8 protein-coding genes are annotated in these 13,956 nt (G+C 39.4%); 7 read left to right on the top strand and 1 reads right to left on the bottom strand.

Annotated features, from left to right (window positions below; all coding sequences use genetic code 11):
- Positions 1-127: 127 nt before the first annotated feature.
- The 7 genes from H7U02_RS04070 (at position 128) to H7U02_RS04040 (ending at position 9,961) form a co-directional block, all read left to right on the top strand.
- Positions 128-4,894 carry a glycoside hydrolase family 70 protein gene (locus tag H7U02_RS04070; protein ID WP_201042834.1) on the top strand — a complete coding sequence of 1,589 codons (4,767 nt, stop codon included), beginning with the start codon at positions 128-130 and terminating at the stop codon, positions 4,892-4,894.
- Between the two features lie 230 nt (positions 4,895-5,124).
- Positions 5,125-5,862 carry a YhfC family glutamic-type intramembrane protease gene (locus H7U02_RS04065; protein ID WP_110981509.1) on the top strand — a complete coding sequence of 246 codons (738 nt, stop codon included), beginning with the start codon at positions 5,125-5,127 and terminating at the stop codon, positions 5,860-5,862.
- Complete coding sequence (locus H7U02_RS04060; RefSeq protein ID WP_002891308.1) at positions 5,849-6,124, top strand: autorepressor SdpR family transcription factor; 276 nt, start codon at positions 5,849-5,851, stop codon at positions 6,122-6,124. The genes H7U02_RS04065 and H7U02_RS04060 overlap by 14 nt, the downstream gene beginning before the upstream one ends.
- Positions 6,114-6,701 carry a DUF1648 domain-containing protein gene (locus tag H7U02_RS04055; RefSeq protein WP_064525405.1) on the top strand — a complete coding sequence of 196 codons (588 nt, stop codon included), beginning with the start codon at positions 6,114-6,116 and terminating at the stop codon, positions 6,699-6,701. The genes H7U02_RS04060 and H7U02_RS04055 overlap by 11 nt, the downstream gene beginning before the upstream one ends.
- 213 nt (positions 6,702-6,914) lie before the next feature.
- Complete coding sequence (locus tag H7U02_RS04050) at positions 6,915-7,244, top strand: bacteriocin immunity protein (RefSeq protein ID WP_201042832.1); 330 nt, start codon at positions 6,915-6,917, stop codon at positions 7,242-7,244.
- A gap of 247 nt (positions 7,245-7,491) precedes the next feature.
- Positions 7,492-9,507: a M13 family metallopeptidase gene (locus tag H7U02_RS04045; protein ID WP_037610540.1), complete on the top strand. Its 2,016-nt coding sequence runs from the start codon at positions 7,492-7,494 to the stop codon at positions 9,505-9,507.
- A 133-nt stretch (positions 9,508-9,640) separates the two neighbouring features.
- Positions 9,641-9,961, top strand: coding sequence for a hypothetical protein (locus H7U02_RS04040; RefSeq protein ID WP_081721209.1), 321 nt, complete (start codon positions 9,641-9,643; stop codon positions 9,959-9,961).
- 234 nt (positions 9,962-10,195) lie between these two features.
- Here H7U02_RS04040 and H7U02_RS04035 read toward each other — a convergent pair whose 3' ends face one another.
- The gene (locus H7U02_RS04035) at positions 10,196-13,699 is read right to left on the bottom strand and encodes a KxYKxGKxW signal peptide domain-containing protein (protein ID WP_037610538.1); all 3,504 of its coding nucleotides are present in this window, start codon (positions 13,697-13,699) and stop codon (positions 10,196-10,198) included.
- Positions 13,700-13,956: the final 257 nt, after the last annotated feature.

The raw sequence follows: 13,956 nt of genomic DNA, 5'->3' as shown, positions 1-13,956 counted from the left end.
GATTATTAAAGGACGTTTTCTGAGAAAACGAAGGTAGATACATTAAGCTGACATTATAGTTGTGTAATTGTATTCCCTTGTCAAATAGCTTATGATAGAAGTAATATAAGGGAAAAAGGTAAATATTATGGAACAAAAAGTACGCTTTAAAATGCATAAAGTGAAGAAGAATTGGGTGACTATTGGGGTGACAGCACTCTCAATGGTTACTGTTGCTGGTGGAACTTTGTTGGCGGATCAACAGGTTCAGGCCGATGAGCAAAATCCTGCGAATCAGTCGGGTGATAGCAGTCAGAATCTGCTTCAAGAAACGCCAGCTACAACTAATGATGCAGCAACTACAGTAGCACCAACTATCTCAGCAGATGCTAATACTGCGAGCGTGGCTATTCCTGTCGCAGATGCGACTAGCACGACAACCGATGTTACAGATAGGGCAGCGGCACCTGCTGCAAACGCAGCGACAGTGGAAACTAACTCAGGTCAAGTATCACCAAGTACAAATGTGCAAGCAGCTGCAGCTGATACGAGTGCCACAACAACTGATACAAATACAAATACTAACGCTGCAGTAACTGGAACGGATCGTGCAACAGCTACTACAGACCGTGCAGCAACAACTGATACGGCAAATACAGAAGCTCGTACACGTAGCCGTCGTGCCTTGGCAGAAACTCGTGAAGCCAACACAAACACAGCGACTGGTATCCAATGGATTAACGGCAAACAATACTATGTCAATAGTGACGGTAGTGTGCGTAAGAACTTCGTCTTTGAGCAAGATGGTAAGTCATATTATTTTGATGCTGAAACAGGGGCTCTTGCGACCAAGTCACAGGATGAATTTTCAACTAAACCTATCAAGGCGACCGTAGATTTTTCATCTGGAAATCAGCTCTACAAAAACGATAACAAATCTTTGGACCAACTGGACACCTTCATCACAGCAGATGCTTGGTACCGTCCAAAGAGTATTCTCAAGGATGGTAAGACTTGGACAGCTTCAACTGAAGCGGACAAACGTCCACTCTTGATGGTTTGGTGGCCTGACAAATCGACTCAGGTTAACTACCTAAACTACATGCAAAATCAAGGTCTTGGTGCAGGATCATTTTCAACCAACTCTAGCCAGGAAAGTCTAAATCTAGCTGCTAAAGCGGTTCAGACTAAGATTGAAGAACGTATTGCGCGTGAAGGCAATACCAACTGGTTGCGTACAAGTATTGATCAGTTTATCAAGACTCAGCCTGGTTGGAATAGTAGCACTGAAAATAGTTCATACGACCATTTGCAAGGTGGACAGTTGCTCTTTAACAACAGTAAGGGTGATACTGGTAACCGTACTAGCTACGCCAACTCTGATTATCGTCTACTTAACCGCACACCTACTAACCAGACGGGTACACGTAAGTACTTCAAGGACAATTCTATCGGTGGTCTTGAGTTCTTGCTTGCCAACGATATTGATAACTCAAACCCAGCTGTTCAGGCGGAGCAACTTAACTGGCTCCACTTCATGATGAATATCGGAAGTATCATGGCCAATGACCCAACTGCTAACTTTGACGGTTTGCGTGTCGATGCCTTGGACAATGTGGATGCTGACCTTCTCCAAATCGCTTCTGATTACTTCAAAGTAGCCTATGGTGTTGACAAGTCTGAAGCCAATGCGATCAAACACTTGTCATACTTGGAAGCTTGGTCTGCCAACGACCCATATTACAACAAGGACAATAAGGGGGCACAACTGCCGATTGATAATGCCCTTCGTAATGCTCTTACCAACCTTTTGATGCGTGATAAAAATACACGTATGCAGCTTGGGGACATGACTGCTTTTATGAATAGTAGTTTGAATCCACGTGGTGCTAACGATAAGAACGGTGAACGTATGGCCAACTATATTTTCACCCGTGCCCACGATACGGAAGCGCAAACCATTATCCAACGTATCATTCGTGATCGTATCAATCCAAATCTGTTTGGTTACAATTTCACCCGTGATGAAATCAAGAAGGCCTTCGAGATTTACAATGAGGATATTGATAAGGCTCATAAAACTTATGCGTCTTACAACTTGCCATCTGTCTATGCCCTCATGTTGACCAACAAGGACTCTGTAACACGTGTTTATTACGGTGACCTCTACCGTGAGGATGGTCACTACATGGCGAAAAAGACGCCTTACTTTGATGCTATCGACACCCTCTTGCGTGCCCGTATCAAGTATGTAGCTGGTGGTCAAGACATGGAAGTGAAGAAAGTCGGAAATGACGGCCTCTTGACATCAGTTCGTTATGGTAAAGGTGCCAATAACAGAACTGATTGGGGAACTGCTGAAACCCGTACGCAAGGGATGGGTGTCATCATGACCAACAACTATGATTTCCGATTGGGTAGCAATGAAACCGTAACGATGAACATGGGTAGAGCTCACCGTAATCAGCTTTATCGCCCATTACTTTTGACAACAAAAGATGGTATAGCAACCTACCTCAACGATTCTGATGTGCCTAAAAACCTTCTTAAACGTACCGACTGGAATGGGAACTTGACCTTCAATGCCAACGATATTTTTGGTGTGGAAAATGTGCAAGTATCAGGTTACCTCGGTGTCTGGGTACCAGTCGGGGCTAAGGCTAACCAAGACGCACGTACACAGCCAAGTAACCGTGCCAATAGAGATGGTCAAGTTTACAAGTCTTCAGCAGCCCTTGATTCGCAAGTCATGTATGAAGCCTTCTCAAACTTCCAAGCTTTTGCGGACGATCAGCCAGAACTCTATATGAACCGTGTCTTGGCTAAGAACACTAATTTGCTCAAAGCTTGGGGTGTTACGTCTGTTGGACTTCCACCACAGTACGTTTCAAGTAAGGATGGTACCTTCCTTGATTCAACAATTGACAATGGTTATGCCTTTGATGACCGTTATGACATGGCCTTGAGTCAAAATAACAAGTATGGCTCACTTGAGGACCTCCTTAATGTCCTTCGTGCTCTCCACAAAGATGGTATTCAAGCCATTGCTGACTGGGTGCCAGACCAAATTTATAACCTTCCAGGAAAAGAAGTAGTTAATGCCACACGTGTTAACGGCTACGGTTATCACCAACAAGGTTATCAAATTGTGGACCAAGCCTATGTGGCAAATACCCGCACAGATGGCACAGACTATCAAGGCAAGTACGGTGGTGCCTTCCTTGATGAGCTGAAAGCTAAGTACCCATCTATTTTCAACCGTGTGCAAATCTCAAATGGTAAGCAATTGCCTACGAATGAAAAGATTACCAAATGGTCTGCTAAGTACTTCAACGGAACTAACATCCTTGGACGAGGCATCAACTTTGTCCTTCGTGATGACAAGACCAACCAGTACTTTAATACTTCAGCCAACGGCCAACTCTTGCCAACACCACTTCGTGACACAGGTGCCATTACAAGCACTCAAGTCTTCCAACGTCGTGGACAAGATGTTTACTTCCTTCGTGATAACCAAGCCGTTAAGAATGAATTTGTTCAAGACGGTAATGGTAACTGGTATTACTTCGGTGCTGACGGTAAGATGACCAAGGGTGCCCAAAACATCAATAGCAAGGATTACTATTTCTTTGACAATGGTATCCAATTGCGTAATGCTCTTCGTCGTGCTAGCAACGGCTATACTTACTATTACGGTCTAGACGGTGCTATGGTTAAGAATGCCTTCGTTGATTTTGATGACAAACGTAAGCAAGTCCGTGCCTTTACAACACAAGGAACCATGGTAGTGGGTAACCTTCATTGGAGTGGTCACCATTTCTACTTTGACCGTGAAACTGGTCTTCAGGCTAAGGATCGGATTGTCCGTACTGATGATGGCAAATTGCATTACTATGCTGCCCAAACAGGTGATATGGGACGCAATGTCTTTGCGACAGATAGTAGCACTGGTAAACGTTATTACTTCGATGCTGATGGTAACACTGTGACTGGTTCACGTGTCATTGACGGTAAGACTTATTACTTTAATCAAGATGGTAGTGTCGGTACGGCCTACAGCAACCGAGCTGATTCTATTATCTTTGAAAATGGTAAGGCTCGCTACATCACACCAGCAGGTGAAATCGGACGTAGCATCTTTGTCTATAACCCAGCAACTAAGTCATGGAACTACTTTGATAAAGAAGGTAACCGTGTCACTGGACGTCAATACATTGATGGTCACCTCTATTACTTCAAGGAAGATGGTAGCCAAGCTAAGGGCGAAATTATCGAAGAAAATGGCATCAAATATTATTATGAGCCAGAATCAGGTATTCTTGCTAGCGGACGCTACCTCCAAGTAGGTGATGACCAGTGGATGTACTTCAAACAAGACGGTTCACTGGCAATCGGCCAAGTTCGTGCTGATCATGGATACCTTAAGTACTTTGATAAAAATGGTATCCAAGTCAAGGGTAAAACCATTGTTGAAGATGGTAAGACTTATTACTATGATGCCCACAGTGGAGCTCTTGTCACAAGCAGCTTTGCTGAGATTGCACCAAACCAATGGTCTTACTTCAATACTGATGGCCAAGCCCTTAAAGGCAAGTGGACTATCAATGGCAAGGAATACTACTTTGACCAAAATGGTATCCAATACAAGGGCAAAGCCGTTAAGGTCGGTAGTCGTTACAAGTACTATGACGAAAACGACGGTCAACCTGTAACCAACCGCTTTGCTCAAATCGAGCCAAACGTTTGGGCTTATTTCGGAGCTGATGGCTATGCCGTAACAGGCGAACAAGTCATCAATGGCCAACACCTTTACTTTGACCAATCAGGTCGCCAAGTTAAAGGTGCCTACGTCACAGTCAACGGCCAACGCCGTTACTACGATGCCAACACCGGCGAATATATCCCAGGAAGATAAGCAGTAGTAGCCCGTGTGAATGGCCAGAGAACACACAGTCGAGAATGAGGGAAAATTCTCAAGAAGAAAGATCGTGAAAACGGTCTTTTTTTGTACTCCTATTTCGATTTTCTTCGAAATAGTCTTGACAGTGCTTTAGGAAAAGCGTATAATCTATTTCGAAAAATATAGAAATAGGTGTTCTTACCAATATAGCATTCCTATCCCGTCTCAATGAAAGAATAAATCAAATGGAAACATTCCTTTTTATGACAATTCTTGCCATGTTAGTTATCGCCATCATAAGTTTTATCGTTCTGAAGAAAAAATGGCAATTTTCAATCAAGCTCTTTTTAGTAGGTCTGATTGGTTTTGCCTTACCTGTCATGATGATTGAAGGACCTATCAATGCTGTGGTTTTTTCTGGCTTTGTCCACTCTTCTAAATGGTTGACCATTATTTATGGAGGACTTATGGCTGGCCTTGTCGAAGAAACAACACGTTATGTGGTGTTTAAGGTCCTTGCTAAGAAAAGAAGTTTGATGACATCTGATATTGTTGCCTACGGTTTTGGACATGGACTTAGTGAATTTATTTTGCTTGGAGTGATGGGGTTACTCACTTACATCATTGTTTTACAGGCCATCCATTCAGGTCAGACCAGTCAATTGCCGTCACTTCTTGTGAGTCAGGTCAACCAACTAACTGGATTTGCAGTTGTTATGTCTCTTTTTGAAAGATTAGTTGCATTGCTACTACAAGTCTTGCTTACAGCTTGGGATTTTTTAGCAGTCACTAAGCATAAGCTTTCATTCTATTTATGGGCGATATTACTTCATGCTACCATCGATTTTTTGGCAGGTGCTTATCAACAAGGGATAGTCAGAAATATCTTATTAATCGAAGTCATGTTAGCTATTTATGTGCTAGGTGTCGGACTTGTGACACGCCAAATTTGGAAAAAGGAGGAAACTCATGGGCTTATCTGAAACCTTAAAAGCCATCTCTGCCCCCGTGAGGAGAGAAATTTTAGACTATCTAAAGTCTGGGCCCAAGTCAGCAGGTGAAATTAGCCAGCAGTTTGACTTGGCTCCCGCAACAGTTTCTCATCATTTGTCTACCTTGAGAAAAGCAGGACTTATTGAAGAAGAAAAGCAGAAGAATTTTATTTACTATAGTTTGAACTTAACCGTTTTTGAAGAAATTTTAACGTGGATTCAGTCACTTGGAGGAAAAGAAGATGAAAAATAATATGCAAAGAGTCATTGGCAATCTAGTAATACTCACACCGGTTATTGTCGGACTAGTCTTTTACAATCAACTCCCAAATCGGGTGGCTATCCACTTTAATGTGGAAGAACAAGCCAATGGTTTTATGAATCGCAATCTAGCAATAGTTGTCCTTCCTTTTATTGCTCTTGCCATTTATAATCTCTTATTTTCATATTTTAAACAAATAACCATTTCATTCTTAAAAGAGTTTATGTTATGGCTTATTCCGATTTCTGCAGTTATCATTCAAGGTCTCGTATTGACTGTTGCCATGGGCGGACATGTCCAAGTTCGATTGACTGTCATTTGGTTAGTAGCACTCATTTTTCTAGTAATAGGAAATTATCTTCCTAAAAGTATTGGTCTAGCTACTAAAAATCACAGTGAGAGCAGTAACTCAGTAGCGAGAAAGTTAGGTTACCTAATGGTTGCGATGAGTCTTGTCCTACTAATCAGCCTATACTTTAACCCCTATATTACAATTATTATTTTAGGTGTTTTTGTTGTTCTCATCTGGAGTGTCTTGTTACCCAATTTTCGCAGTTTAAGAAAGTAATCGTTTGCTTACTTCTTTTTGTCTGTTGGTGCTAAATTTGGATTATTTGTGGCAGAAGGATATTTTTGTTCTTGAATTTGATATGCTAGATGTGTATAATGATGTCACAGCGAACTATTAAAAGAGGTCGTTGCTCATGACAACACAAACAATTAACCAATTTAATTCACTTGCTCGACCTAATCTTGCTACAGGTTATAGGAGGTAATCTAGATGACAAAAAGTAACAACAACCAAATTACGGATATCTTAAACAATATCTACAATCTTATTATAAATCCAGAAACAACTGAAAATGAGAGAGAGTTGCTCGTAACGTTTAAAAATGAAATAGAAGTTGGAAAGAAGGATAATGACGAACTTCTAGCAGAATTATGTAGAGCTATTCAGGCTCTAGCAGTCAGCAATCTTTCTAAAGGGATTTCTCTGAGTTCTGGAGTGAGTGACTTGAGTAAGACGCTCACAGAATTCCAAGAAAAATCAGAGCGTAACATTAATCTAGCAAGAGGATTAACATCACTCGGCAGTTTGTCTTTTAAATGATTTATCTGCTTGTGATGATTAGTAAAATGACCAAAAAGATCAACTGAATTCAACCTGCTAAGTTGGATTTAGTTGATCTTTTATTGTTCTTATCTTGAGTATCTTGTTACCCAATTTTCGCTATTTAAGAAAATAAAGAGAAGTAATCGTCTGATTACTTCTTTTTGTCTTCCAGAAACAGCTTGCTAAAATTTGTGTTCTAATGATATAATACAAGTATATTAATCTAATTTTCTAAGGAGTATCTATGAAAAAGCGTAAGAAAATTATTCTTGGTTCCATAACGGGAGCCTTGGCCTTGGCTCTTGCAGGAGGTGGTTTTTGGGCTTATAAAACCTTTGTCCCACAAGAAACGCCGATTGACAAGAATGCTACGGTAGCCTCAAATTTTTACCAAGCTGTTAACAAGGATTGGCTTCTAAAAACCAAAATTCCTGCTGATTCTCCAAGCATTGATAATTTTTATACTTTAGATGAAGATATTAAAGGAAAGCTAAAGAAGGATATCAAAAATTTAGGGGAGGGCAAGGAAACGTCAGATATTACAGGGATGTCTGAGTTTATCACTTTCTACAAGGCTGCTAGTGATTACAAGCAACGTGAGAAAGATGGACTTGAACCTCTCAAACCTTATCTAAAAGAAATTGAGGATATCAAGGATCTGAATGATTTGGCCAGTAAATCTGCTAGCTTGACTGATAAAGGGATTCCTCTTCCATTTGGTTATGACGTAGGAACTAACGCAGAGAATACCAGCCAAAAACAAATCCAATTGAGTCCCCCAAGTATCTTATTGCCAGATGTGTCTATTTATAAAGACGAGGCCAGCAAGAAACAATATTTGACTCCAATTGAAACAGCTACGCAAAAAGCCTTGGAAATGCTTGGATATAGCGAAAAAAATAGTAAACGCATTGTCAAAGAAGCACTGGAGTTCGACGAAATCATTGCTAAGTACAGTCTCAGTAACGAAGAGATGTCTGAAAGTAAGAATTTGGTTCACCCTAAAACAGCAGAAGAGATTAATGCCTACTCTGGTTCCTTCAAATTATATGATGTCATTAAAGGCATTATGGGACGTGATTTAGAAACCATCAACGTCCCTAATACCAAGTATTTTGAGAATTATAGTAAGATCGTCAATCAGGACAATTTTTCTAAAATCAAATCATGGATCTTGGTTCAAGAAGCTATGGCGGCCTCAAATTCTCTGACAGAAGATTACCGCTTGAATTTTCAATCGATTAGCATGGCTATTATGGGTACACAGAAGCCAATTTCTAAGGAAGATACGGTTTACGAGATGAGTGTCCATCTGTTTAGTGATGTCATGAGTGTCTATTATGGACGTAAATACTTTGGTGAGGAAGCCAAGACTGACGTGACAGGCATGATTGATAAAATCAAAAATGTCTATCGTGGCCGTCTCCAACAAAATGATTGGTTGACGGAAGATACACGCAACAAGGCCATTGAAAAGTTGGATAAAATGAAGGTTTTCGTAGGTTATCAGGAAGATGTCGATCCTGGTACTAAGGAACTACATCTTGATCCGAACAAGTCCTTCTTTGGATTGTCAGAAGACATTGCCCAGTTCGGAAAACGTTATACCATTGATCATTTTGATGATCCTATTGATAAGAATAAATGGTCTGGTTCTGCTTTTGATATCAATGCTTATTACAACCCAGAAAGCAATAGCATCAACTTCCCAGCTGGTATTTTACAAGCTCCATTTTATGACAAAAACCAAAGTACTGAAAAGAACTATGGTGGTATCGGTGTCGTGATTGGACATGAAATTACCCATGCCTTTGACTCCAATGGTGCCGACTATGATGAGAACGGCGACATGCATAACTGGTGGACAAAAGCAGATAGTAAAGCTTTCGACAAGAGGATCAAAGCCTTTGAAGACCAGTGGAATGGTTTGGAAATTTACGGGACTAAGGTAAATGGAAAACTCACAGTCACTGAGAATGTCGCAGATGCTGGCGGTCTCTCATCCACACTACAAGTTCTCAAAACAGATCTGACAAAACCTAACCTCAAGGATTACTTTGAGAACTACGCAGATATCTGGAAACAAAAGGCCAGCCTACAGTACAATAAATATACCATGGTACAAGACGTCCACGCACCAAATGAGTTGCGTGTTAACCAACAACTTAAAAACCTTCCTGAGTTTTATGAGGCCTACCCTCAAATCAAGGAAGGAGACGCCATGTATCTAGCACCAAGCAAACGTATTAGTTTGTGGTAAAAAGTCTTGCTACTTTGCTAATCAAGAAGAAGAGAATTTGGAATGGAAACATCCCAAGTTCTCTTTTTATGTTGTCGTTTTGGGGAATCATTTTCTAGTGTTATAATGTTGCTATTAAGGAAAGGATTCAAGAATGATGCATAAAAGGAATCTGATAGAAGATAACAAAAGAGCTGAGAATCAGAGCTTTCTCTACTTCCTACACGAGGAGAAAAAATTTGATGTAAAGGCACTTGATGATTTGTGTCACTACATCATAGAATTGGATACAATCAGTCTCGGGCAGTTGAGAGATATCCATTATATTGAAAATCAAATACTACGTCATCTCGTGTATCATTTTGATGATAATGATCTAAGTAAAATTACAAATCTCCCTTTTGACTACTGGGAGTATATAGAGCCCTTTGAACGCTTGGTAGCATGTTTGTATGAGGGTGATGGTGAGGAATGACAATTATCCAGATTATAACAAAGACTTATTAGAGACTTTGAATCAACAGTATGGCTATGCTAGAGATGTTAAGGAATATTTTAATTTGAAGTAGATTGATGATAGAGATTTTGCCGGTAGCCTTACTAGGTTTTAGACAAAAAGAAAACACCAGAAAAAATGATTTCTGGTGTTTTTGAATACATTTTGGCAAAAATGAGGTATTTTTAAATGCTTACAGTTGTTAGTTTGATATTAATCCTTTTTCTCTGTAGCTACGCCATTTTCGTCAATAATATAGGTTTTTCCATCTTTTTCAAGCGTAGTGTTAGTGGTAATTGGAGAACCTTTTGACTCTGGACTAACTGATATCGGCTTTTCAAAATGATAAAGTTTACCATCAAACTCTGCCCATTCGCCACTAAAAGGAGTAGTCATATAAATTTCAGGGTTGAAATAATAAAGTCTATTATCTTCTAACCGAATGACACCTGTTTTTACAACTCCATTTTCATCAGAGATACAGAAACCATTCCAAGAGGTCGAGGTGTCTGTAGCTGTATTCCTTAGAAGTCGTCCTTTAGGACCCAAAAGATAGGTCTTTTCATTGATATTTTGTAGATATGTTCGGTTTTCAGCTCCCCATGGTGGGCTAATATAGTAGGTTTCATTATTATGAGTAACCCATCCGAACTGTAGATGACCGTCCTTATCAGCATAATAGTATTTGTAGTCGCCGTCAATATCATCAGAAAGCATACTACCGTCTTTTTTGAAGAAATAATCGAAATCACCTATCTTGTGTCTATCATTTCGAACTTGGTAGCCATCTTCTTTAAAATAAACACGTTTACCGTCAATAGTTGCCCAACCAAAGATCTGGCTTCCATCCTCGCCAAAATAAGTATATTTTTTAGAAAAGTAATCGCCTGTTTCATGGAATTTATTTACGAACATAGCACCAGTATCTTTATCGAAGAAATAGTATTTTCCATCAAGCAGAAGGCGTTTTCCTTTTGCTTGTTTTCCAGTTGGATCAAAGTAGTATTTTTGATGATTAATAATTTGAAGTCCAGTGGCTAACTGTCCATTCTCTTTAATATAAGCCCAATCACCATCTCTATCTTGAATAAATTGTCCAGGTTTATTCATAGTTACATAACCATTTTGGTCAATGACATAACGAATACCATTAAGTTCAAGTGTTCGGTTAGTCCACATAGCTCCGCTGTCTCTATCGAAATAATGTGTTTGACCGTCAATTTCGACAAGTCTTCCCTTAGCTTGTTTGCCCTCTTTATCAAAGTATAGAGTGACATTATCTATTGAATGGAGTCCTGTGACAGCTTTTCCCTCGTTATCAAAGTAGTACCAATTCCATGCATCATCGTGTTCGAAACGATTTGTTAGTTTAGTTTCGGTCGCTACTCCTTTATCATCAATGAGGTAGGCTTTTTTATTGTAAACTAAGGTCTTGGAAACTGTGAGAGGGGAAGTTTCGGAAAGCGAACTTGTTCTATTGAAAGCATAGAATTTATTATCACTTTGAATTACAGTTTCTTCAATCTTAGTTAAATCTGTGTTTTCTGGAAGTAGATGTCCGATGTAGAAATCATTGTTTTCATCAAGATAGTATAGATTACTATAATTATCACGAATAATACGTTTAATCTTATCGGTCTTTGTTCGTACTCCGTGGTCAATAATGTCTACTTCTTCCCTGACGGTATGGGTATAACTTCTTCCACCATTCTTGTAAGTTCTGTTTATGCTAGGCTCTAAGTGGTATAGCTTATCATCAATCGTTTTCCAAGTAGGTGTTGTAACTGTAAACATTTTGGGGATATTGCTATTATCAAAATAGATATTTTCAAAATAATAGAGTTTACCATTATTTGCAGTGCTAACACCAGTAAGTAGAACTCCATCCTTATCTGTACCTACGATGCCAGAGTAGTATGCATCATAATCCAGTTCCTGACGTCCGAGTAAAGGTCCGAGATAGTTTTTTAGAAGTTTGCCTTCAAAATAGTAATAGTCCTTGCCTCCTTTATTGACTATACCAGTGACTGGTGAACCAGAATTTGAAAAATAGTAGTCATCACCATTAATATGATGTTCTCCGGTTAGTACTTGGCCAAATTTATTGGAGCGATAGCTAGTATTTAAAGTTCCAACAAAGACACGTAATGACTGAATATAAAAGGCATCTTTTACCAATTTTCCATGATTATCAAAGAGGTAGTTTTGTCCTTTGAAGATAGTAAGACCATTTTCAACTCGACCAGTATGATCAAAATAATAAAGTTGATCGCCAACTCGATGCCATCCATAGTAACGTCGACCATCAGAACCATAATATTCGTAATACGTTTTAGCAAATGGTTCCTGTCTTCTGATTTCAATAGACCAAGTATGCCAATAGTTGGTTTTTACAGCACCTGAATAGTGACTAAAATAGTAATGGGAGCCGTCAATGATTCTTTCCCCATCTTTCGCTTGACGACCTTCTTCGTCAAAGTAAAGAGTTACTCCATCTACATTTTGCCATCCTTTTAGTTTCTCTCCTGTTGCGGTGTAATAGTACCAGTTGCCTGAGGAATCTTCTTGGAAATGGCCACCAGAAACAAGTGGACGTTGAGGAAGTTTCTGTTCAGTTTCAATCAAAAGACCATTAGCTTCTGCGTGGTAAGTTTTTCCATTAATAGTGATGTCGGTATTTATAACCTTATGACCACTATCCTTATCAAAGTAATAGGGTTCGATACCTATTGTAACGATTTCACCCTTGGCCTGAACACCGTCTGGGTAGAAATACATGTCGAAGCCATCTATAGTCTGTTCGCCTGTTAGAAGTTTCCCTTCTTTATCACTATAGTACCAGTTGCCGTCGTCATCCGACCAAAAACGGTCACGAACCAATTGGCCAGTATCTTTTTGAAAATAATAGGAATTTCCATCTAGTACGACAAAGGCATCTTTAGCTTGGACACCATTAGGGTAAAAGTAGAGTGGTATATTGTCAATAACTTGTTTACCGATAAGTGCTTTCCCATCTTGGCCTAAATAGTACCAATTTCCATTCTTATCAGATGCAAAAGCACTACGGGTAAGTTGTCCACTATCTTTCTCAAAGTGATATGTTGATCCATTAACGTGACGGGTGTCTCCTTTGACTTGCTTACCATCGGCATCGAAGTAGACATTCACATTATCAATATTTTGCATACCAGTAAGTGCTTTCCCATCCTTAATATAGTACCAGTTGCCCTGATCATCGCTAGTGTAATGACCGCCGGATATTACGGGACTTTCTTCTACTTCATGGGCTGCATTTGTTTCAGAATGTGATGTTTCAGAGCTTACGACTTCACTGCTAGTAACAGTAGAGACTTCCGAACGAAGAGCTTGTTGAGAGTTAATTTCAGAAGTACCTATGTCTGAAGTAGCTGCATCAGTGACACTTTGTTTAGATTCAGTAGAAGTAGTTTCAGTGATGATTTCACTTGAATTTGTTGTGACTAAAGATTTGTTTTCCTCTGGTTTAGTAGTGACTTCATTAGTTGACGGGCTTATGACATCGATTGCATTTTCTTCTATGCTGTTTTCAACCGTTGGTTCTGAGGTGGAGTGAGTCTGTTCAGCTGCGGACACATAGCCCAAGCTTGCAAAACTAAGTCCTAGAGCTAGACCAGTTACTGCAATGGTTACCCATTGCTTTTTTACTTTGTGAAGTTTAAAGTATACTTTCTTTTCCATGATAATGCTCCTTTCATAAAACTAAATAATAGTAGCAAGGATATGGTTAACTCATGAGTAAAATTAAGTTAGTATTATGGTTCTATTACTTACATATCAAGTTTATCATCACATTTTAATAAAATCAAAGAATTGTGTAAGCGTTTTTATTTTTGTATAAACTCTTTCCAACTCTACTCTAAACAAAACTGATAGTATATGAATGATGAACTTTCATTAAAGAGTGTTAATGATGTATTTGCTTTAAGTTAGCAGCG

The sequence above is a fragment of the Streptococcus sp. 3.1 genome (assembly GCF_016648915.1).
Lineage (GTDB): Bacteria > Bacillota > Bacilli > Lactobacillales > Streptococcaceae > Streptococcus > Streptococcus salivarius_E.
This window is presented reverse-complemented; position numbering and strand designations above follow the sequence as displayed.